Here is a 25,030-nt window from a genome sequence, read left to right as displayed (position 1 = left end):
TGAGCTTCCTAAACGGTGTATCGAATCGTGCCGGCAAAGGTTTGCCGGCACACAGGTTGACGGCTCAGGCGGCCTGGGCCAGGCAATGGCTGATGATCGCCTGCAGCTCGCGCTGATAGTCGTCCATCAACTGGCGAATGGTTTCACGACGATAGCGCCGGGTACTGAACACACAACGCAAGGCCAGGCGGCCGTCGAACACCTGGCCGACAATCTCCAGCCAGTTGCCCAGCGGCGCTTGCAGGCTGTAGCACGCCCCCACGCTTTGCTCGGCCGGCACCAACAAGGCACGCTCGTCAAAGCTCTGGTCGAACTGGCCCAGGTAGTTGAAGGTCACCCTGGCCTGGGCCAGCCCGGCAAACTGCTGCCTGAGGCTGTTGCCCGCCAGGTAGCGCAACACGCCGTAACCCAGCCCCTTGTCGGGGACTGCCGCCAACTGGCGCTGAACCCCGAGCAGGCTGGCGCGGATGTCATCCTCGGCACCGGGCACCAGGCGTACCGGGTACATGCTGGTGAACCAGCCCAGGCTACGGCTCAAATCCAGCTCGTCGAACAGGTCTTCACGACCGTGACCTTCAAGCTGGATCAACGCCGCATCCTGCCCGCTCCAGCGGCACAGCACGCGACTCAAGGCGGCCAGCAACAGGTCATTGATCTGCGTCTGGTAGACCGCCGGCACCTGGGTCAACAGTTCGCTGGTGCGCTGGGCGTCGAGTTCCATGCGCTCTACCGCATGGAAGCCGACCAGGTTCTTGCCGCGGGGGTTATCGCAAGGGAAAGGCTGCCCCGAGTCTTGCAGTTGTTCGAGCCAGTACCCCAGCTCGCGCTCCACCAACAGCGGCGCTTGTTGTTCAAGACGGGTCGCCCAGGCCTGGTAGCTGCTGGTGCGAATCGGCAACGCTGGGCTGTTGCCCTGGCTGCAAGCCTCGTAGGCCAGTTGCAAATCCTGCAGCAAGATGCGCCAGGACACCGTATCAATCGCCAGGTGGTGAATGACCAGCAGCAAGCGCTGCTCGCCGGCAAAGGTGATTTGCAGGGCGCGCATCAATGGCCCTTGCTGCAGGTCCAGGCTACGTTGCACCCGGGCGGTCAAGTCTTCCAGCGCCGCCTCATCGGCCACGCTCACCTGCTCCAGCAGCGGCTTGTCGGCCTGGGCCTGCTGTGGCCGATACGCCTGATACCAACGTTCGCCCTCCTTGGCAAAGCACAAGCGCAAGCCATCATGCTGCTGCACCACAGCCTGCAAAGCCTGCTCCAGCGCCTGCGGATCGAGTGCCTGGCGCGAGCGCAGCATCAATGCCTGGTTGAAGTGGTGCGCCTCTGGCATGTTCTGGGCGAAGAACCATTCCTGGATCGGCAACAGGCTGAACCGGCCATCGCTGACCCGGTGGCTCAGGTCCTCCTGCTGCGCAGCACCGGCAAAGACCTGCTGATCGAACAGGCCGGCGATGGTCTGGTAGCGCATCAGGTCGCGCAGCTTGAGGTTGATGTCCAGCTGCGGGTGATTACGCACGCGGGAAATGACCTGCAAGCTGAGAATCGAGTCGCCGCCCAGCTCGAAGAAGTTGTCACTGATGCCAACCCTGTCGACTTGCAGCACCTCGGCCCAGACCTGCGCCAGCAGGTGTTCTTGCTCGCTGCGCGGGGCCAGGTAGCTATCGGCGCTGAAATCCGGCTCTGGCAAGGCCTTGCGGTCGAGTTTGCCGTTGAGCGAGATGGGCAGTGCCGCGAGGCAGATTACCTGTGCCGGGACCATGTAGTCGGGCAGCACCGCGCGCAGACCGCTGAGCAGCGCCGGCCCCTGATCGATGCCGTGCGGGGTGACCGCGTAGGCAATCAAGCGCTTGCCGGCGGCAAAGTCACGGGCAATGACCAGCGCATCGCTGACCCCGGGTTGCTGGCGCAGGCAGGCCTCGACTTCGCCCAGCTCGATGCGAAAGCCGCGAATCTTTACCTGGTGATCGATGCGACCGACGTAGTCGATGATGCCGTCCTCACGCAGGCGCACCAGGTCACCACTGCGGTAGGCCCGGGTTCCTGGCTGGCCGAAAGGGTCCGGTACGAAGCGCTCGGCGGTCAGGCCCGGGCGACGATGGTAGCCTCGGGCGACCCCCTCGCCAGCAATGTACAGCTCGCCGGCGAAGCCTGCAGGCAACGGGTTGAGGTCATCGTCCAGGACCTGCAAGGCGCGCAAGCCGACCGCGCGGCCGATCGGTGCATACGCAGCTTCACAGGTCGAATCGGCCGGCACTTTCCATAGCAGCGGGGTGACCACGGTCTCAGTCGGTCCGTAGCCATTGGTGAAGTACTGCGGGCGCAATGCTGCCTTGACCAGCTCGAAGGTCTGTTCGGGTACGGCGTCGCCGCCAAAGCAGTAGATGTTCACCGCAGGCGCAGGCTCGCCACACTGGCGGGCATACTCGGCAACCTGCTTGAGGTAGGCCGGCGGGAAGCAGGCGATGGTGATTGCCTGCTGCCCAAGGGCCTTGAACGTCTGCTCCGGTGTCCACAGTTCGGCGTCGCGAATGACCAGCGCCCCGCCGCTGCCGAGGACGCTCAACCAACGCTCATGGGCACCGTCGAAGGCAAACGACATAAAGTGCAGTTCGCGGGTGCTGGCGTTCATTTCGTAGCGTTCGATAATTGCCTGGCAGTGCATGCTCAAGGGCCCGCGGGTAACCGCCACGCCCTTGGGCTGACCGGTGGAACCGGAGGTGTAGATCAGGTACGCCAGGTTGCGATCATCGCCGCAGGCAAGCGCTGGCCCGACGCGCTGTTCATCGAGCGGCAGTCGATCCATCTCTACCCGTGGCAACAGCGCCGGCAGCGGCAGGCGCCCGAGCAGATCGCTGTGGGTAATGACCAGGGCCATGCCCGAGTCCTCGATCATGTAGGCCAGGCGCTCGCTCGGGTAATCGATGTCCAGCGGCACATACGCCGCGCCGCACTTGAGCACGGCCAGCAGTGCCACGATCATCTGCGGCGAACGCTCCAGGGCCACCCCGAGCAGAACTTCAGGGCCCGCGCCCTGCGCCATCAAGGTCGCGGCCAGAGCATTGCTCTGGCGCTGCAGGGCGGCATAGTCCAGGCGCTGCCCCGCACATTCCACCGCAATCGCCCCGGGCTGACGCCGGGCGTGTTCGTCAATCAGCTCGACCACCGACAGCGGACGGTACTGCCGCGCCGGCTGTGCCCCCCAGGCTTGCAGTTGCTGCCACTGCGCGGTATCCAGGCGTTGCAGGTTACCCACCCGCTGCAGCGGTGTCTCGAGCATGGCGGTCAGTAGCCCCTCCATGGCGTGACGGATGCTTTCGACGGCCTGCTCGCTGAAGGCACTGCGCAAATGCAGGTATTCGATCGACAGGCTGTCGTTGAGGTGGACGGCCAGGTCCATCGGGAAGTTGGTGACATCGTGATTGCGTGACTCGCCAAAGTGCAGGCCGCTGTCCCGGGCCTCGCCAAGCCGCTCATCGATCGGGTAGTTCTCGAACACAATGATGCTGTCGAACAACGCCTGTCCGCCCATGCCTGCCCAACGCTGGATATCCGCCAGCGGCACATGGGAATGATCGCGCACGTCCAGGTTGTAGGCTTGCAGGTCGCGCAACCAGGCATCCAGCGCTTGTTCCGGCCTGATGCGGTGAATGACTGGCAAGGTATTGATAAACAGGCCCAGCAGGGTGTCGGCATTGGCCAGGCCCTCCGGTCGCCCGGCAACCGTGGCGCCGAACACCACGGTGTCCTGGCGCGTGTAGCGTTGCAGCAAGAGCAGCCAGGCGCCCTGAATCAGGGTGTTGGGGGTGATACGCAAGTCACGGCACACCTGTTGCAACCGTGCAGTGCGCGCTGCATCCCAGCGGGTGTACAGCGCCCGGTGACCGGGCTCGCTGCTGCTGTGCCGCGGATGCACCGCCTGGCTCAGCGAAGTCGGCTCGACCAAGGCCTGCAGGCGCTGCTTCCAGAACTGTTCGAGGCCCTTGGCGTCCTGCCCCTGCAGCCAGCCGATGAAGTCGCGAAAGCGCCCGCCTGGCGCCGCAACCTGCGCGCCACAGTAGTGCTGCAGCACTTCTGCGAGCAGACGTGAATTGCTCCAGCCATCCATCAGGATGTGGTGGCTGGTCCAGATCATCCGGTATTGCCCGGGGCCGGTACCAATCAGTAACAGGCGCAGCAACGGCGCGGCGCCGATATCAAAGCCGCGGGCCCGTTCGGCGCTGGCACATTGCGCGACGCGCTGTTCATCCCAGGGTTGATCCTGCCAGTCGAGGGTCTGTACGTGCAGCTTGACCCGGCGCTGCACGACTTGCAGCGCCGGCGTCTGCCGATCGGGCCAATGAAAGCTGGTACGCAGGGCCTCGTGGCGGTCGATTGCCGCCTGCCAGGCCTGGCAGAATCGCTCGACATCCAGGCCCTGCACCGGCAACTGCACCTGGTTGATGTAAAGCGCCGACTCGTTGTCTTCCAGGGTGTGCAGGAGCATGCCCTGCTGCATCGGCGAGAGCGGGTAGATGTCTTCGATTTCGCCGGCGGCAATCGGCAGTTGGTCAAGCCAGGCCTGCGAAACCTGCGCCAGCGGGAAGTCCGAGGGGGTCACCGCGCCAACGCCCTGATCGCAGCAATGCTCGATCAGACGCTCGAGCTCCTCGCTGTACTGCGCGGCCAGGTGCGCGATCGTCGCCTCATCGAACATGCTGCGGCTGAAGGTCCAGCCTATGCTCAAGGCCGAGTCGTACACCTGGCCATTGAGGCTCAACCAGTTGCCCAGCGGCGCGTCCAGGCTGCGCTCAAGCCCTCGGTTTTCAGCGGCGGGAACGAACAGTGCCTGATCGCTGCTGAAACTGGCGTCGAACTGCCCAAGGTAGTTGAAGGTCACCCGCGGCACCGGCAATTGCGCCAGGCTTTCACGCGCCGGCTGATCACCCAGGTAACGCAGCACCCCGTAGCCGATGCCTTTGTCCGGCACCGCCCGCAGTTGCTCCTTGATCCCCTTGAGGGTGTCGCTCCACTGCTCGAAGGCCTGCAACTTGAGCGCAAACATGCTGGTGAACCAACCCAGGGTGCGGGTCAGGTCGACCTCATCGAACAGCTCTTCACGGCCATGGCCTTCAAGCTGGATCAGGCAATGGTCGGCGCCGGTCCAGCGCTGCAACACCCTGGCCAGGGCTGCCAGCAGCAGGTCGTTGATCTGCGTGCGGTAAGCCGCGGGAGCCTGCTGCAACAGCTTGCGCGTCAGCTGCGGGCTCAACTGGCTGTACAGCGTCAGCGCATCGCGACTGCGCAGCGTGCCGTCGGCGTGATCCTGGGGCAGCTCGGCGCATGCGCCCTGCAACTGCTGCTGCCAGTAGCCGAGTTGCGCCTGCAGGTTGTCGCCCCGCGCATAGGTTTGCAGACGTTCGGCCCAGGCTTTGACCGAAGTGGTCTTGGCCGGCAAGGCCACTGGCTGGCCTGCCGCCAACTGTGTGTAGGCCTGTTGCAAGTCTTCGAACAGGATGCGCCAGGACACACCATCCACGGCCAGGTGGTGGACCACCAGCAACAGCCGTTGCTGACCGTCGGCCAGGGTCGCCAACAGCGCCCGCAGCAACTGCCCTTGTGCCGGCTGCAGGCTGCGCTGGGCCTCGTCGCAGTCGACTGAAAGCGCGGCCAGGTCGACTGGCGCGGTTTGCCACAGCAGCGGGGCCTGCGCCCAGTGCGCAAGCAGGCGCTCGGGCTGCAGATAGCGCACCTGTTCGGCGCTGAAGCACGAACGCAAGACATCGTGGTGCATCACCAACGCTTGCAGCGCACGCTCCAGCAGGTCGGCCTGCAGCGGCTGCGATGGCTTGAGCAGCACCGACTGGTTCCACTGGTGACGCTGGGGGATGTCACTGGCAAAAAACGCCTGGTGGATCGGCAGCAGCAACGCCGCGCCACTGACCAGGCCCTGGTCCACTGCGTCGCCTTCGCCGACCTCGCGAGACCGGGCGACAGCCGCCAGGCTCTGCACCGTCTGGTGCTGGAACAGCTCTTTGGGGGTGAACACGATGCCCTGGCGCCGCGCGCGGCTGACCAGTTGAATGGACACGATGGAGTCGCCGCCGAGTTCGAAAAAGTTGTCGTTCAGACCCACCCGTTCAACCTTGAGCACCTCTTGCCAAAGCGCCGCCAGCGCCACTTCCACGGCACTGCCCGGGGCTACATAGGCCTGCTGCATCTGCTCTGCATCAGGCAGCGGTAGCGCCCGGCGTTCCAGCTTGCCGTTGGGGCTCAACGGCAGGCTGTCGAGGAACATCAGTTGGCTGGGTACCATGTAGTCGGGCAAGGCCGCCAGCAAGCGCGACCGCAGCAGCTCGCGCGCCTGCGCCTGGCGCTGGCGGTCGTCGCCAGGCCAGTCGCGCCGGGCCGGCACCAGATACGCCACCAGTTGCTGGCCATTGCCAGTGGCAACGGCCAGAACAACCGCCTCGTGGATTTCATCCTGTTCCAGCAAGCGTGCCTCGATCTCGCCCAGCTCAATGCGCAGTCCACGGATTTTTACCTGATGGTCGATCCGCCCGCGGTACTCGATCACCCCGTCACTGCGCTGACGCGCCAGGTCGCCGGTGCGGTACATACGCTCGCCGCTGGCGAACGGGCTGACGACAAACCGTTCGGCGCTCAGGCCCGGACGGCGATGATAGCCGCGCGCAAGCCCGATACCGGCCAGGTACAGTTCGCCCGTTACCCCCACGGGCACCGGCGTCAGCTCGTCGTCCAGCACATAGGTGCCAAGGTTGGCAATCGGCTGGCCAATCGGCACGCTGTCGCGGCCTTCGTCGCGACAGGTCCAGTGGGTAACATCGATTGCCGCTTCGGTCGGTCCATACAAGTTGTACAAGCTGGCTTGCGGCAAGCGGCTCAGAACCTGTTGCTGGGCATCCGCCGGCAACGCCTCGCCACTGCAAATCACTCGGCTCAGCGAGGTGCACAGACCCGCCTGGTCATCGAGCATGAACACCTGCAGCATCGAGGGCACAAAGTGCAACGTGGTTATCTGCTCACGGCGGATGACCTCGATCAGCCGCGCAGGATCCTTGTGATCACCCGGCGCCGCCAGCACCAGGCGTGCCCCCGTCATCAGTGGCCAGAAGAACTCCCACACCGAAACGTCGAAGCTGAACGGCGTCTTCTGCAAGACCCGGTCCTGTTCGCCGAGGCCATAGGCCTGTTGCATCCAGCACAGCCGGTTGGTCAGGGCCAGGTGGCGGTTGGCCGCGCCTTTTGGCTTGCCCGTGGAGCCGGAGGTGTAGATGACATAGGCCAGGTTCTGCGGGTGCGGGTAGCACGCCGGGTTGCTGACAGGCCAGCCATCCTGAGGTTGATCGAGCAGCAGGCATTCGACATCGGCCGGCACCGGCAAGCGCTCACGTAGCGATTGCTGGGTCAGCAGCAGGCGCATGCCGCTGTCCTGCATCATGTAGGCCAGGCGCTCCGCGGGATAATCCGGGTCCAGCGGTACATAAGCGCCGCCAGCCTTGAGCACCGCCAGCAGGCCGATAACCATTTCCAGGCTGCGTTCGGCGGCAATACCCACCAGCACATCGGGCCCGACACCTGCGCCCAGCAAGCGGTGTGCCCACTGGTTGGCGACTTCATTGAGCTGGCGGTAACTGAGCTGCGCAGCGCCCAGGACCAGGGCTACCCGGTCGGGTGTGGCCTGCGCCTGTTGTTCGATCAACTGATGCACGCAGCACGCCAAGGGGTAGTCCATCGCCGTGTCGTTCCAGCGCACGACCTGTTGCTGCCACTGATCGCTGTCGAGCAGGGGCATGGCCGCGACGCGCTGATCGGGCTGTTGCACGATCGCCTGCAACAGGCCCAGCCAGTGCGCAGCCATGCGCTCGACGGTCGCGCGTTCAAACAGGTCGCTGGCGTAGGTCAGGCCGGCGGCAAGCCCGCTCGGGCTGTCATGGGTATCGAGCATCAGGTCGAACTGAGCGGTGTGCTTTTCCCACGCCAGCGCCTCGATCGTCAGGGGCCCGCCCTGCCCCGCCAGCTGGTGACGCTTGCGCGCGTCGCTCTGGTGGTTGTACATGACCTGGAACAGCGGGCTGTGGCTGAGGCTGCGCTCCGGGCGCAACGCCTCGACCAGTTGTTCGAACGGCAAATCCTGATGAGTCTGGGCATCGAGCACTGTCTGGTGCACGGCCTGCAGCAACTGGCGGAAGGTCAGCTGATCGTCAAAGCAGGCCTTGATCACCTGGGTGTTGACGAAAAAACCGATCAGCCCCTCGGTCTCCACCCGGTTGCGGTTGGCCGAGGGTACCCCGACACGAATCTCGGCCTGGCCACTGTAGCGGTGCAGCAACAGCTCGAAGCTGCTCAGCAGCAGGGTGAACAGGGTGACATTCTCCTGCCCGGCGAAACGCTTGAGCGCATCGGCCAGGCCATCGGGCAGGCTTAGCGCCAGCCGCGCACCGCGATAACTTTGCTCAGCCGGACGCGGTCGGTCAGTGGGCAGTTCAAGCAAGGGATGCTCGCTACCCAGCTGCGCAGTCCAGTAGGCCAGTTGCCGTTCACGTTCACCTGCCTCCATCCACTGGCGCTGCCAGAGGGCGTAGTCGGCGTACTGGATCGGCAGTGGCGCAAGGTCCGGGGCCAGGCCCTGGGTGAAGGCGCTGTAGTACTCGATGATCTCGCGCAGCAGGATCTCCATGGACCAACCGTCAGAGACAATATGGTGCTGGATGAGCAGCAATACGTGTTCATCGGCATCAAGGCGCAGCAGGCAGATGCGCAACAGCGGCCCCTGGCGTAAATCGAACAGCTGGCCGACCTGCTCCTCGACGAAGGCCTTCAGCCGCGCCTCAGAACGCGCCGACGCTGGCTCGTTCGACCAGTCCAGGCAGGTGAAGTCCGCAATCATGGACGGGTGGACGACCTGCAGGGCCTGCAGGTCGTCGTCGACAAAGGTGGTGCGCAACGCTTCATGGCGCAGATGCAACGCCTCGACACTGCGCTGCAAGGCGCCAAGGTCGAGCTCGCCGCGCAGGCGCAGCGCGAGTGGAATATGGTAGTTGGCGCTGTCTGGCTCCATCTGCCAGAGAAACCACTGGCGCTCCTGCGCATAGGACAACAACAAGGGCTCGTCGGCTTTGCGCTTGAAAATCGGCGCGACATTGAAGAGGTTGATCCCTTTTTGCTTCAGCAGTATCGCCAAGGCTTTGCGTTCCTTCGACGAAAGCGCTCCAACTGCCCCGATCAGCTCTTGCACACCCAGACCCTCATTAGGAAATTAGCTTTTCAAGTTCATCTCCAGTTAAACGTTTGAGGGCCTGCAGAGATTTAGCCAATTCGTCTTCCAGCGGCGAGCTCTGCGCCTGAAGCGTTGCCACCAGCGCACAGAAAGCCTTGAAGTCGCGGGCCTGAAACAATTCACGCAACGGCACTTCGAGGTTCACCTGCTCACGGATGCGGACAATCACCTGGGTGGCCAGCAGCGAGTGCCCGCCAAGGCTGAAGAAGTCATCGTCGAGGCCAACCTGGGGCACCTGCAGTACCTCTTGCCAAACCGCTGCCAGTTGCAACTCGAGCGCGCTCTGCGGGGCGCGATAGCGGCGTGATCCCTGCAATTGGCCCGGCCCCGGCAGGGCCTTGCGATCAAGCTTGCCGTTGGCGGTCAACGGCCACGCCGCGAGGAAGACCATGTGGGTCGGCACCATGTACTCGGGCAGCGCCTGCAACAACAAGCCGCGCAAACGCTCCACGGCCTGAGCTTGATCCTCGGCGCTGGCCAGGGCGATGTCCGCGCGCGAAGCGATCAGGTAGGCCACCAGTTGTTGCCCAGCCACGCCCTGGTGCGCCAGCACCAGGGCCTGGTCGACCTCTGCCAGGGTTTGCAAACGCTCCTGGACCTCCCCCAGCTCAATGCGAAAACCACGGATCTTCACCTGGTGGTCGGCACGCCCGGCATACTCGACCGTGCCGCTGGCGGTGAAGCGCGCCAGGTCTCCAGTGCGATAGAGACGCCCGCCGGGGTTGCCGAACGGATCGGGAACAAAGCGGCTGGCACTCAAACCACCGCGATTCAAATAGCCACGGGCCAGCCCCGCGCGCCCGACATACAACTCACCCACACAGCCGTGAGGTACCGGGTTGAGGTCGCCATCGAGCACGTACCAGGACAAGTCGCCAATCGGTTCGCCAATGGGGCTGCCCTGGGCACTGCCCAGATCAGCCCTGGACAACGGTCGATAGGTCACGTGCACCGTGGTCTCGGTGATGCCATACATGTTGATCAGGCGCGGTGCCTCGTCACCAAAGCGCTCGAACCACGGCGCCAGGCTGCTGACCTCGAGGTTTTCGCCGCCAAACACCACATAGCGCAAGGCCAGGTCCAGCGTCCCGGCGGGCGCGGCGCAGGCAACCTGGGCCAGCACCTTGAACGCCGAGGGGGTCTGGTTGAGCACCGTGACCCGCTCGCGCTGCAGCAGCGCCAGGAACGCCTCGGGCGAGCGGGCAGTGTCCTGGTCGACCATGACCAGCCGGCCGCCGTGCAGCAAGGCACCAAAGATTTCCCACACCGAGAAATCGAAGGCGAATGAGTGAAACAGGCTCCACACATCGGCACTGTTGAAGGCGAACCACTGCTCGGTGGCCGCGAACAGACGCACGACGTTGGCATGCGCCAGCAAGGTGCCCTTCGGTAGCCCGGTCGAGCCCGAGGTGTAGATCACATAGGCCAGGTTGTCCGGGTCGAGCGTGAGCTGCGGGTTGCTGCAATCACCGTCATCCGCCACGTCCAGCAGCAGGGTTGGTACGCCTTCCGGCACCGGCAGCTGCGCCAGCAATTGCTCCTGCGCCAGCAACATCGACATGCCGCTGTCCTGCATCATGTAGGCCAGGCGGTCCTGCGGGTAGTTGGGGTCGAGCGGAACATAGGCGCCACCGGCCTTGAGGATGGCCAGCAGGCCGACGATCATCGGCAGGTCGCGGGTCGCCGCCAGGCCCACCCGGACATCGGCCCCCACCCCCATGGCAATCAGCCGATGGGCCAGCTGGTTGGCGCTGTTGTTGAGCTGGCCGTAACTCAAGCACTGCTCACCGCGCGACACCGCCAGCGCATCCGGGTTGCGTTCGACCTGGGCTTCGAACAGTTCATGGATGCAGTGGCGCACAGGGAACTGTTGCGGCGCCGGGTTCCAGCAGCGCAGCGTTGACTGCTGTTGCGCCGGGTCGAGCAACGCCAGCTGGCCCAGACGTGCCTGCGGGTCAGCGGCCACCGCCCGCAGCAGCGCTTGCCAATGCCCGAGCATCCGCTCGATGGTGGCCGCGTCGAACAGGTCCGTAGCGTAGTTGAGGCTGGCGCCAATGCCTTGCGCGGATTCATGGGTGGTCAGGGTGAGGTCGAACTGTGCATCCTGGCTGTCCTGGCCAACCGCCTCGACCTGCAGGGCCAGCGCGGCCTGAGGCGCCGCGCCCGGGGTATCGCTGCGGTGATTGAACATCACCTGGAACAACGGGCTATGGCTCAGGCTGCGCTCCGGGTGCAGGGCTTCGACCAGTTGTTCGAAGGGCAGGTCCTGGTGCGCCTGGGCGCCCAGCGCCCGCTCGCGAACCTGGGCCAGCAGCTCACTGAAACGCAGGTGCCCGTCAACCTCGGCACGCAGCACCTGGGTATTGACGAAAAAGCCGATCAAGCGCTCGGTTTCCGGGCGGTTGCGGTTGGCCACCGGTACTCCGACGCGAATATCCCGCTCGCCGCTATAGCGCGCCAGCAGCGCCTGGAACGATGCCAGTAACAGCATGAACAGCGTTGCACCCTGTTGTCGCGCCAGCCCTTGCAGTGCCTGGCTCAGGTCGCTGTCCAGCTGTATCTCCACACGTGCACCGCGAAAGCTCCTGCTGGCCGGGCGCGGCCGGTCGGTGGGCAGCGCCAGCACCGGCTGCTGATCGCCCAGTTGCTCAAGCCAGTAGGCCAGTTGGCGTTCGCGCTCACCAGCTTGCATCCAGTGCCGCTGCCAGATCGCATAGTCACTGTACTGCAGCGCCACTGCCGGCAGGCTGCAAGGCTGTCCTTGCAAGCGGGCGCTGTACAGGGCCACCAGCTCCTCGACCATGACCTGCATGGAGCGCGCATCCGAGACGATGTGATGCTGGGTCAGCACCAGTACGTGATCGTCGTTGCCCAGGGTCAGCAGCTTGATCCGCAACAAGGGCCCTTGGCGCAAGTCAAACAGCTGCGCGGTTTCGGCGCTGATGAACTGCCTGAGCGCCTGCTCGGCCGACTGCCCCGGTGGCACACTCAACGGCTGCACCGCAATGCGCAAATTGGCCTGGGCATCAATGACCTGGCAAGTGCCACCTTGGGCGTTCTGGACAAACCGCGTGCGCAATGTGGCATGCCGCGCGCCCAGCAGGTCGAAGGCCTGCTGCAGGCTGGCGATGTCCAGCGGGCCACGTAGACGCAGCGCGGTGGGGATGTGGTAGGCGGCGCTGTCAGGGTCCAGTTGCCAGAGAAACCACTGGCGCTCCTGGGCAAAAGACAGTGGCAGTTGTTCGAACTCGTCGCTCACCCGCGGTATCGGCAGGTTGGCGGGCGAGATGCCCTCTGCCTGCATTTTTTCCAGGTACAGCCGGCGTTTTTCCAGCGGCAGAAGAATGAAACGCTGAGCAATCTTCAAGGCGACCTGCTGATCCATCAGATGGCCTCCATTTCGTCGAGCAACGCATCGAGCCTGCTGAGTTTGTCACTGTTCAGCGAACACCCACTCTGTTCCAGCTCGGCGACCAAGGCGCCGAGGACCGGGAATTGAAAAACCGTTTGCGCTGTCAGTTTCATACCAAGCTCAAGTTGAATTCGCGACACGACGCTCACCACCAGCAAGGAGTGACCGCCCATTTCGAAGAAGTTATCGTTCATGCCAATCCGCTCGACCTGCAGCACCTGCTGCCAGATCTGCGCCACCTGACAGGCCAGCTCAGTGCCTGGCGCAATGAATTCGCTGCTGCCAACCTGGCTGTCGACTGCCGGCAGCGCCTTGCGGTCAAGTTTGCCGTTGGGGGTCAGCGGCAACTGTTCAAGGAACAGCACGTGGGCTGGAATCATGTAGTCGGGCAGGTCGGCTCGCAGCGCGTGCCTGATGGCTTCGCCGGCCTGGGCGTAGGCGCTTGGCGCGAGGTCGCCATCCACCACCAGGTAGGCCACCAGGTGCGCGCCCCGCGCCCCCTGCAGCGCCAGTACCGCAGCCTCGCGCACCTGGGCCAGGGCCTGCAGGCGTGCTTCGATTTCGCCCAGCTCGATGCGGAACCCGCGGACCTTGACCTGATGATCCAGGCGGCCGATGTACTCAAGCTCGCCGTCGTCGCGGTAGCGCACCAGGTCACCGCTGCGGTACAGGCGGGCGCCGGGCACACCGAAGGGATCCGGCACGAACTTCTCGGCGGTAAGACCCGGGCGCAACAGGTAGCCACGGGTAACCCCGTCGCCGGCCAGCAGCAACTCGCCGGCCACCCCAAGGGCGGTCGGCTGCAAGCGGCCATCGACGACGTAGGCGCGGGTGTTGGCCAACGGCCGGCCGATACTCGGTGTGCCGCCAGGGTGACGGCGCGTCCAGGTCGAGTAGGTGGTGTCTTCCGACGGTCCGTACAGGTCGTAGACGTGCTCGATGGTGCCGCTGGCATACAGCTGCTCCACCAGCGCCTGCCTGAGCGGCTCGCCGGCCAGGTTGACGATGCGCACGCCCGGCGGAATCTGCCCGGCACGCTGCAGGGCCGCGACTGCCGAGGGCACACTGTTGAGCAGACGTACCCGCTCGCGGGCCGCCAGCGTCGGCAGCTCCAGGGCATTGCGCGCCATGATCACCTGACCGCCATTGGCCAGGGTGACGAACAGCTCCCACACCGACAGGTCGAAGCAGATCGACGTCGACGCCAGCACACCCTGGATATCTTCCTGGCTGTAAACCTGCTGCGACCACTGAATCAGTGCGCCGACGTTGCGATGGGTAATCGCCACGCCCTTGGGTTTGCCGGTGGAGCCGGAGGTATAGATGACATACGCCAGGTTCTGCGCCGAGACCGCTGTCTGCGGGTTGCCAGGCGTGGTCGCCGCCTGCTCGCCATAGCCACGCTCCACCGGCACGACCTGAACGCTGGCGGGCACGCTGAGGTGCTCCAGCACCTGCTGCTGGCTCAGCAGGACGCGGGCGCGACTGTCTTCAAGCATGTAGGCCACACGCTCGGCCGGGTAGTCGGGGTCCAGCGGCACATACGCACCACCTGCCTTGAGCACCGCCAGCAAGGCCACCAGCATTTCACTCGAGCGCGGCATCGCCACGCCGACCCGCACCTCGGGGCCCACGCCAAGCTCGATCAAGGCACAGGCCAGAAGATTGGCCCGCTGGTTCAACTGGGCATAACTGATGTGCGCCTGACCGTCGATCAATGCTGTTGCGTCAGCCCTGCGCGCGGCCTGCGCTTCGATATGCTGATGGATACAGCGCTGGTGAGCAAAGGCCAGGGTATTGCTGTTGCAGGTTTCGAGCAGCAGCCCGCGCTCGTTGCCGGTTAGCATGTCCAACTCGCCGAGGACCCGTTGCGGCGCCTGGCAGAGTTGCTCGAGCAGGTTGTCCAGGTGGGTGGCGATACGCTCGATCTGGGCATCGCTGAACAACGCGCAGGCATAGTTGAACTGCAGCACCAGCTCCTCGCCCGTCGAAACCAGCAAGGTCAGCGGGTAGTGCGTTTGCTCGTGGCTGTTGAGCCGGCCGAAACGCAAGTCCTGGGTTGCGCCCTGCTCCAGGGCCTGCGACACCGGGTAGTTCTCGAACACCAGAATGTTGTCGAACAGCGATTCAGCACTGTGTCCGGCCCAGCGTTGAATGTCGAACAGCGGGGTATGTTCATGCTCGCGCAGGCTCAGGTTTTTCGCCTGCAGCGCCTGCAGGAAGCTGCCGACGCTTTGCTCCGGGCGCGGCGTGGTGGCAACCGGCAGGGTATTGATGAACAACCCCATCTGCCGTTCGGCATCAGGCAGTTCGACCGGACGTCCGGCTACCGTGGCACCGAACACGACCGTTTGCTGGCCGCTATAACTCTGCAGCAAGAGTGCCCAGGCGGCCTGAACCAGGGTGTTGAAGGTCACCTTCTGCTCGCGGGCAAACCCATGCAAGCGTTGGCTGCGCGAGCCTTCCAGCACGTGCCGGTACTCGCGCTGGTGGCGGTTGCCAGCGTCATGTGCCGTGCTTGCGGCCAGCCGGGTTGGGCCGACCAGGTCCTGCAGTTGCGCTTTCCAGAACGCTTCACTGGCCTGCTCGTCCTGAGCCTGCAGCCACTGGATATAGTCACGGTAACGGCCGTGCAGCGCAGCCGGTTGCTCGCCACGATAGCGTTGCAGCACCTCCCCCATCAGTTGTGAATTGCTCCAACCGTCCATAAGGATATGGTGGCTGGTGTAGATCAGCTGGTAGCGTTGCCCGTCGCAGTGCACCACATGCAGGCGCAGCAGCGGCGCGCAGCCCAGGTCGAAACCGCGCTTGCGCTCACTGGCCGCCAGCGCGCCCAGCGCCTCGTCCAGGTCGGCACGCTGACGCCAGTCAAGAACGGTAAAGGGCACCTCCACCGATGCTTGCACTGCCTGCAAGGGACGTGCGCCAACGCCCTGCCAGATGAAACGGGTTCGCAGGATGTCGTGGGCCTGCACAGTGGCCTGCCAGGCGGCGGCAAAAGCCTCTACATCAAGGCCGAAAACCTCGACGCTCATCTGGTTGACGTAACTGCCCTGCTCGCGACCATCGAGGGCATGGAACAACATGCCCTGCTGCATCGGTGACAGCGGATAGAGGTCTTCGACTGCGCTCAGGTCCAACTGATCGAGCTGTGCCTGAGTCAGTTGCGCCAGGGCAAAGTCCGATGGCGTGGCGCCCTGGCTGCGTGGGTCACAGCAATGGGCGACCAGCGCTGCCAGTTCCTGCTCATAGTCATCGGCCAGGCGCTGCACCGTCGAGGCAGCGAACATTTGCGTGCTGAACGTCCAGCCGATACTCAGCTCGCCATCAAACACCCGGCCATTGAGCATCAACCAGTTGGCCAGTGGAACATCAGCGCCCTGCTCGGCCCCCCGCGCCTCACCAGTCGGGGTGAACAGTGCCGCGTCGTCGGTGAAACTGCTGTCGAACTGGCCCAGGTAGTTGAACGTGATGCGCGGCACCGCCAGCCCTGTGAGCCGGGCGCGATCGCCTGGTTCACCATAATGGCCGAGCACGCCATAGCCCAGCCCCTTGTCGGGGATCGCGCGCAACTGCTCCTTGACGGTTTTCAGGGTCGCGCCCAGGTCATCACGGGCACTCAGGCGCACCGGGAACAGGCTGGTGAACCAGCCAACCGAACGGGTCAGGTCAATGTCATCGAAGAGGTCTTCGCGGCCATGCCCTTCCAGCTGGATCAGCGTATCGGCCTGCCCGCTCCAGCGCGCGATGACCCGCGCCAGCGCCGCCAGGAGCACATCGTTGACCTGCGTCCGGTAAGCATTCGGCGCCACTTGCAGCAATTGCCGGGTGAGCCCGGCATCCAGGCGAGTGACCACGCTGTGGGCGTAACGGCTATGCAGGCTGGCGTCCGGATCGTCGCAGGGTAGCGCGCTGCCCGCCACCGACAATTGCGCCTGCCAGTAGTCGACCTGCCCGCGCACGGCCTCGCTTTGGGCATAGCGCTGCAAGCGTGCCGCCCAGGCCTGCACCGAACTGGTCTTGGCCGGCAGGTTGCCGGGCGTGCCCGCCAGGGCACTGGCGTAGGCTGCCTGCAGGTCCTCAAAGAGGATGCGCCAGGAAACCCCGTCCACCACCAGGTGGTGGATGACCAGCAGCAAGCGCTGCTGCTGGTCAGGCAGGTCGAGCAGCAACGCTCTGAGCAGCGGCCCCTGTGCAAGGTCGAGGCTGCACTGGGCCCGTTCACAGGCTGCGGCCAGTTCGCTTTGGTCGTGCACGCTTGCCTGCCACAGCAGCCCTTCGCGCCGCCAGTGCTGCGCCTGTTGTTGCAGGCTGCGGTAATCGGCCCGCCATTGCCCGTCTGCCGCGCTGAAGTTCAGGCGCAACGCGTCATGATGCTGCACCAGCGCTTGCAGGGCCTGCTCCAGTGCTGGCGCCTGCAGGCGTTCGGCGGGCTTGAGCAGCACCGACTGGTTCCAGTGCTGGCGTGTCTGCATGTCTTGTTCGAAGAACTGCGCCTGGATCGGCAGCAACTGCACCCGCCCGCTGGCTGGCCCCTGATCGATCTCAAGGGCCGCGGCGCCGGTTGCCGCAACCGCCGCCAGGCTTTGCACGGTCTGATGCTGGAACAGCTGTTTGGGGGTGAAATGGATACCCGCCTGACGCGCGCGGCTGACCACCTGGATGGAAATGATCGAGTCACCGCCCAGTTCGAAAAAGTTGTCGGTCAAACCGACGCGCTCGCACTTGAGCACGCTTTGCCAGATCTGGGCAATCTGCCGCTCCAGCTCCGCCACCGGTGCCACGTACTGCTGGCTCGGTTCCAGGTCAGGCGCAGGCAGGGCCTTGCGCTCCAGTTTACCGTTGGGGCTGAGTGGCATCCGCTCGATCAACTGGATGCGAGCGGGCACCATGTAGTCGGGCAGGTTTGCCTTCAAGTGCTGGTCCAGCGCCTGGCGCCAGGTGCCTTGCTCGGCCTGGGCGCTGGCAAAGTCCGCGCTCGGTACCACATAGGCCACCAGGCGTTGGGCGGCGTTGTCGCCCACCGCCAGCACCGCGGCCTCGCGAACCGACGCGTGTTCGACCAGGCGTGCCTCGATTTCGCCCAGCTCGATACGCAGCCCGCGAATTTTTACCTGGTGGTCGATGCGACCGGCATATTCGATCACCCCATCGGCACGGTAGCGCGCCAGGTCACCGGTGCGGTACAGGCGCTGAGCAGCGTCGAACGGGCTGGCGACGAAACGCTCGGCGGTCAGTCCTGGACGCAGATGATATCCCCTGGCCAGGCCTTCGCCGCCAAGGTACAGCTCGCCTATCACCCCCGCCGGCAGCAATTGCAGGCTCGCATCGAGAATCCAGGTTTGCAGGTTGGCGATCGGCTCACCGATCGGCACGCTGTCCCCCGGCTCTTCCCGGCAGGTCCAGTGGGTGACGTCGATGGCCGCTTCAGTCGGCCCATACAGGTTGTAAAGCGCCGCACCGGGCAACAGGGCAAAAACTTGCGCCTGGGCATCCACCGGCAGTGCTTCGCCACTGCAGACTATCCGCTTGAGCGAGGTACAACAGGCCACCGCCTCGTCCTGCATGAACGCCTGCAACATGGACGGCACAAAATGCAGGGTGCTGACGCCCTGGTTGCGGATCAAAGCAACCAGCCTTGCAGGATCCCGATGATCGCCGGGCTCGGCAATGACCAGGCGGGCACCGAACATCAGCGGCCAGAAGAACTCCCAGACCGAGACGTCGAAACTGAACGGGGTCTTCTGCAGCACAACATCGTCAGGTGTCAGGCCGTAAGCCTGTTGCATCCAGTTAAGGCGGTTGCTCAGGGCCACATGGCGGTTACCGGCGCCCTTGGGTTTGCCGGTCGAGCCTGAGGTATAGATCACGTAGGCCAGGTTCTGCGCATCAGGCGTGCACGGCACTGGCGCCATGCCCTTGGCGGGCGTCAGTGCCTCGGGCCGGTCCAGCAGCAAGGTCTGCAGACTGCCCGGCAGGCTCAAGCGCTCGAGCAGTGCCGACTGGGTCAGCAACAGCCCGATACCGCTGTCCTCGATCATGTAGGTCAGGCGTTCGGCGGGGTAATCGGGGTCCAGCGGCACATAAGCGCCGCCGGCCTTGAGCACCGCCAGCAAGCCGACGACCATTTCCAGGCTGCGTTCGGCAGCGATGCCGACCAGCACCTCCGGGCCCACGCCTGCGCCAACCAGGCGCTGGGCCCATTGGTTGGCCTGCAGCTCCAGCGCCGCGTAGGACATGGCCTGACCGGCGAAGACCAGGGCAGTGGCCGCGGGCGTGCGCTGGGCCTGGTCGGCAATCACCTGGTGCACGCAGCGCGAGTCGGCATAGTGCTGCGCGGTATGGTTCCAGCCGTCGATAACCTGGCGTTGCGCGCATTCACCCAGCATCGGCAACTGGCCAAGCGGCTGATCGACCTGCTCGACAAAGCCTTGCAGCAGTTGGGTCAGATGGCCGCACAGGTTCGTCACCGCAGTGTCATCGCACAGCGCCCGGTCGTAGCTGAACTGCAAGGTCAGCACCTCGCCGAGCCCCACCGCAAGGGTCAGCGCAAAGTGCGTCTGCTCCTGCATCTGCACCTCGCCGAACTGCAGCCCTTCAGGCGCACCTTGTTGCAGCGCATCGGCAATAGGATAGTTCTCGAACACCAGGATGCTGTCGAACAGCGGCTCGCCCGCCCGTCCAGCCCACCGCTGAATATCGGCCAGCGGCACCTGCTCATGTTCACGCAGCGCCACGTTCTGCGCCTGGACCTGTTGCAGCCAGTGCCCGACGCTGAGCTCTGCAGCCGGGCTGGCAATGACCGGCAGGGTGTTGATGAACAGGCCAACCTGCTGTTCGATGCCGGCAAGCTCCGCCGGCCGCCCCGCCACCGTGGCACCCAATGCCACGGAAGGCTGGCCGGTATAGCGCTGCAGCAATACCAGCCAGGCTGCCTGTACCAGGGTATTGAGGGTGACTTTCTGTTGCCGGGCAAACTCGCTCAAGCGAGCGCTTTGCGCCGGCGTCAGGCTCGCCTGGTACTGGCCCTGACCGCTAGCGGCCTGCCCGTGCGCGCCAGCCAGGGCTGGTGCCAGCAGGGTCGGCGCGGCGAGGTCAGACAACTGCGCCTCCCAGAACACGCGGCTGCGCGCATCATCCTGCGCCTGCAACCAGCCGATGTAATCGGCATAACGCCCAGGCCGCGCTGGCACGGCGTGCCCTCGGTAACGCTGGAGCACTTCGCCCATCAGCAACGAGCTGCTCCAGCCGTCCATCAGGATGTGATGACTGGTGTGGATCAGGTGATAGTCATGCTCGCCGCTACGCACCAGCAGCAAACGCAGCAATGGCGCGCAGCTCAGCTCGAAACCCCGTGCGCGCTCAGTGTCCGCCAATTCCTGCAGGTCCTGGGCACTGCCCGGCCGCCCGCGCCAGTCAAGGACCTCAAACGGCAGCTCGACCTGTTTGAGCACCACTTGCACAGGTGTGTCGGCATCGTCAGGCCAGATAAAACCACTGCGCAGCACTTCATGGGCCTGCAGGCACGCCTGCCAGGCATCGCGGAAGCGCTGCAGATCCAGCCCGCGAATATCCACGCGCAACTGATTGATATAGTCACCCGACCCCTGCTCATAGAGGGAGTGGAAAAACATGCCCTGCTGCATCGGCGACAGTGGATAGAGGTCCTCGATATCCGCGCCATTGCACGCCAGCCGGTCCAGTTGCGCCTGGCTCAAGCGCGCCAGCGCGAAGTCGGACGGGGTAACCCCACGGTGGCGTGGATCACAGCAATGGCTGATCAGGCTGCGCAGCTCGTCGGCATACTCATCGGCCAGCGCCTGCATCTGCGCGCGGTCGAACATCTGCTCGCTGAAAGTCCATTCCAGGCTGAGCTCGCCCGCGTAGACCTGGCCGTTCAAGGTCAGCCAGTTGCTCAACAGTGCCTGCGGGCTGCGCTCCTCGCCCTTGTCCTCGGTACTGGGGACAAACAGGCCTTGCCCATCGGCAAAACTGGCATCGAACTGCCCCAGGTAGTTGAAGGTGATCCGCGGTTGCGCCAGGCCACGCAACTGCAGGCGCGTCGGCTCATCGGCCAGATAGCGCAGAAGACCGTAGCCGATGCCCTTGTCAGGCACCTGGCGCAGTTGCTCCTTGATCTGCTTGATCGATTGCCCAAGGTCGTCGCAAGCCGTCAGACGCAGCGCAAACACGCTGGTAAACCAGCCCAGGGTCCGGCTCAGATCGATATCGTCAAACAGCGCTTCACGGCCGTGGCCTTCCAGGCGGATCAAGGTATGCCGGTCGCCGGTCCAACGGCTGATGACACGGGCCAGGGCCGTCAGCAGCAAGTCGTTGATCTGCGTACGGTAGGCAGCAGGCGCCTGTTGCAGCAACTGGCGCGTCGCGGTGCTGTCGAGCCGGGTCTGGACGCTGCGGGCGTGACTGGCCAACAGGCTCGCCTGCGGGTCACGGCATGGCAAGTCGTTGGCGCAGCTCAACTGCTCACGCCAGTAAGCCAGCTCGGTGTCCATGCGCCGCTCGCGGGCTCGCACCTGCAAACGCTCGCTCCAGGCCTTGAGCGAACTGGTCTTGTCCTGCAAGCGCAGCGCTTGGCCAGCCATCAGCTGCTGGTATGCCTGCTGGATATCCTCGAGCAACAGGCGCCACGACACACCATCGACCGCCAGGTGGTGAACCACCAGCAGCAGCCGCTGCGAGCCATCGGCCAAGGTTGCCAGCAACCCGCGCAGCAGCGGCCCGTGCTGCAAGTCCAGACTGCGCTGAACCTCGTTGCAGCGCGCGGTCAGGGCCTGCTCATCCGCCACGTCAGCCTGCCACAGCAATGCCGCTGGCAGGCGCGTCAACGCACCGTAGGTGGCCTGCCAGCTACCGTCGGCCTGGCGCTGGAAGTTCAAGCGCAGCGCATCGTGATGCACCACCAGCGCTTGCAGCACCTGCTCCAGCAGCTCGGCTTGCAAGGGCGCTCGCGGTTGCAGCAGGACCGATTGGTTCCAGTGCCCAGGGGCCTGCAGTGACTGCTCGAAAAACGCCTGGGCAATCGGCAGCAATGGCACCTCACCGACCACCGGCGCTTGTTCGAAGCGCTGCACACCACCCAGCCGGGCGACACTGGCCAGGCCCTGGACAGTCTGCTGCTGGAACAGATCGCGCGGGGTGAAATGAATGCCGGCCTGGCGTGCGCGGCTCACCACCTGAATGGAGATGATCGAGTCGCCACCGAGCTCGAAGAAGTTGTCCTGACGACCAATGGCCTGGCGCTTGAGCACCGCCTCCCAGATCGTTGCAATGCGCTGCTCCAGCTCATTGGCCGGTGCCTGATAATCTTCCTGCGCGCGCTCCAGGCCGGGCTGCGGCAAGGCCATGCGGTCGAGCTTGCCATTGGCCGTCACGGGCAGTTGGTCAAGCAGCACCACGTGCGCGGGCACCATGTAGTCCGGCAGCACTGCCTGCAATTGCTCGCGCAGCTGGCTTGGCGGGGTGCCAGCGTCGGCGACCACGTAGGCAACCAGCTGTTTGCCAAGGCTGGCGTCAACGGCCAGCACCACCGCTTCGCGCACCGGTGCCAGGGCCAGCAACTGCGACTCGATTTCCCCCAGTTCGACACGCATGCCGCGGATCTTCACCTGGTGATCGATACGGGTAACAAACTGCAATTCGCCGTCAGCCCCCCGCCGCACCAGGTCACCGCTGCGGTACAGGCGTGCGCCCGGGCTGCGGCCGAACGGATCGGGGACAAAGCGCTCGGCCGTCAGCCCAGGGCGGCGGTGATAACCACGCGCCAGCGCCGCGCCGCCGATGTACAGCTCACCGATGGCCGCCGGGGCCAGCACCTCAAGACCGCCACCGAGCACGTACAAGGCGGTATCAATCAGCGGCCGGCCAATGCCTACCCGTGTATCGCTGGCGGTTGCGCGTTGGCTGTGGCTGGCATTGATGGTCGCCTCCACGGGCCCGTAACGGTTGTACAAGGCTACGTGGGGCAGGCGTTGCAGCACCTTGTGCTGCAGCTCGCGGGACAACGCCTCGCCCCCACTGAACAGATTGCGCAACGACGTACAGCCTTCAAGCCCAGGGGTTTCAATGAACGCCTGGAGCATCGAGGGAACAAAGTGCAAGGTACTGACCTGATGAGCCTGGATCAGCGCCAGCAAACGCTCCGGGTCTCGCTGGTCGCCCGGTTGCGCCAGCACCACCGGCGCACCACAGGTCAACGGCAGCAACAGCTCCCAGACCGAGACATCAAAACTGCTTGAGGTTTTCTGTAGCACCGCGTCTGCGGGGCTCATGGCATAGGTATCGCGCATCCATTGCAAGCGCCCGCTCAAGGCCCCATAGCGATTACCCGCCGCTTTCGGCCGGCCGGTGGAACCGGAGGTATAGATCAGGTAGGCGAGGTTCTCGGCCTGCTGCACAATCGGCAAAGGCTGGTCGCTACACTGCTCCAGAGACGGATCGTCAAGCAACTGCACAGGCAACGGCAGGTCGGCGGGCAGGCGCGCGAGCACCGGCGCCTGGCTCAGCAGCAGGGCAATACCGCTGTCCTCGATCATGTAGGCCAGGCGCTCGCGCGGATACTCAGGGTCCAGCGGTACATAGGCGCCACCGGCCTTGAGCACGGCAAGCACGGCCACGACCAACGCCATCGAACGCTCGACGGCGATGCCCACCAGAACGTCCGGCCCAACCCCCGACGCCCGCAGGCGCTGCGCCAGCCGGTTGGCCTGGGCGTCGAGCTGCGTATAACTCAAGGTCGCCTCGGCAAACACCAGCGCGGTTGCCTGGGGCCGGGTTGCGACCTGCTCGGCGATCAGGCTCAGCAGGCAAGCCGGGACGCTGGCTTGCGGGTCATTGCAGGCGTCGAGCAACTGACGAGTCTGGGCATCGTCGAACAGCGACTGTTCCGCCAGGCGCTGGTGCGGCTCGGCAAGGCAGCGCTCAAGCAGGTAACGCCAGTGCTCGCCGAGCCGCTCGATGGTGGCTGGCTCGAACAGGTCACAGGCATAGGCCAGCGACGCCTTGAGTATCCCGCCCTGGTCCTCGGTGTTGAGGGTCAGATCGAAACGCACCGTGTCGCTGCCTCGATCGAGCGCCTCGACGGTCAATCCCGGCAGGCGCCACTGGTCAACCGCCGGTTGCGCCACCTGGTGGTTGAACATCACCTGGAACAGCGGGCTCTGGTTCAGGCTGCGCTGCGGCTGCAAGGCATCGACCAGGTGCTCGAACGGCAGGTCCTGATGGGCCTGGGCCTCGAGCACGCGCTGCTTGGCCTGCTGCACCAGCTCGACGAACGACATCTGCCCATCGACCTGTGCCCGCAGTACCTGGGTATTGACGAAGAAACCGATCAGCGGCTCGACCTCGGCCCGTGTCCTATTGGCGATCGGCGTGCCAATGCGGATATCCGATGCGCCGCTGTAGCGATGCAGCACCGCCTGAAACGATGCCAGCAGCACCATGAACGGCGTCGCGCCCATGCTCGCGGCGAATGCGCGCACCGCTTGCGAAACGCTCTCGGACAAGGCAATCGGCACCCGTGCGCCACGTGCACTGCGCGACGCCGGGCGTGGGTAATCGAGGGGCAGCTCGAGGTTGACCGCCTCCTCTCCAAGGTTGGCTTTCCAGTACGCCAGCTGCCGTTGCGCTTCACCGGCGTCCAGCCACAGGCGCTGCCAACGTGCATGGTCGGCATATTGCACGGCCAGCGGCGCGGGTACGGCCTGCTCGGCGTCCGCGACCAGGCGCGCATAGCCGTGGGTCACTTCTTCGACCAGAATCGGCAGGGACCAGGCATCACAAACGATGTGATGGGTGCAGAACAACAGCACATGTTGCTCGGCATCCAGCCTGAGCAGCGTGGCCCGCAGCAACGGCCCCTGCTCCAGGTCGAAGGCTTGCCGGGCCTGGCGTTCAATCTCCTGATCCGCCAGTGCCTGGCCGTTCTCGCCGCTAAAGTCGAGCAGTTGCAGTTCAAAGCGCGCAACGGCCTCGACCTGCTGCAACACCTGGCCGTCCTGCAGCACAAAACGGGTGCGCAGGACTTCATGGCGGGTCACCAGCGCCTCGAAGCTTTGCCGCAGGCTTTCGACATTCAACTGTCCGCGCAAGCGCAGCACGGCCAGTTGGTTATAGGCCGTGGAGTCCGGCTCCAGTTGCCAGAGAAACCACATCCGTTGCTGGGCATGCGAGGCGGGCGTCGCCTCGCTGGGGTCTTCGCGCCGGGGAATCGGCAGGCTTTCCAGCGACAGGCCTTGCTCAAGCATGCGCGCCTGCAAGGCGCGCCGTTCAGCAGCGGAAAAACGGGTGAAGCGCTCAGCCAGCGCCAGCATTCGTTGCTCAAGCAT

The 25,030-nt window shown here is 64.7% G+C and carries 3 protein-coding genes; all 3 read right to left on the bottom strand.

Going from position 1 to position 25,030, the window contains the following annotated elements:
- Positions 1-64 precede the first annotated feature (64 nt).
- Genes JYG36_RS10375 through JYG36_RS10365 form a run of 3 tightly spaced genes read right to left on the bottom strand, consistent with a single transcriptional unit; the run spans position 65 to position 25,030 of the window.
- Positions 65-9,232 carry an amino acid adenylation domain-containing protein gene (locus tag JYG36_RS10375; RefSeq protein WP_502937507.1) on the bottom strand — a complete coding sequence of 3,056 codons (9,168 nt, stop codon included), beginning with the start codon at positions 9,230-9,232 and terminating at the stop codon, positions 65-67.
- A 13-nt stretch (positions 9,233-9,245) separates the two neighbouring features.
- A complete protein-coding gene (locus tag JYG36_RS10370) occupies positions 9,246-12,659 on the bottom strand; it encodes a non-ribosomal peptide synthetase (RefSeq protein ID WP_213603818.1) in 3,414 nt (1,137 codons plus the stop codon).
- A complete protein-coding gene (locus tag JYG36_RS10365) occupies positions 12,659-25,030 on the bottom strand; it encodes a non-ribosomal peptide synthase/polyketide synthase (RefSeq protein ID WP_213603817.1) in 12,372 nt (4,123 codons plus the stop codon). Before JYG36_RS10365 ends, JYG36_RS10370 begins: the two co-directional genes overlap by 1 nt.

Origin of the sequence: Pseudomonas sp. SORT22 (assembly GCF_018417635.1) — a bacterium.
Lineage (GTDB): Bacteria > Pseudomonadota > Gammaproteobacteria > Pseudomonadales > Pseudomonadaceae > Aquipseudomonas.
Note: the sequence above shows the minus strand (reverse complement) of the source record. Positions and strands in the feature narration are given on the sequence as shown.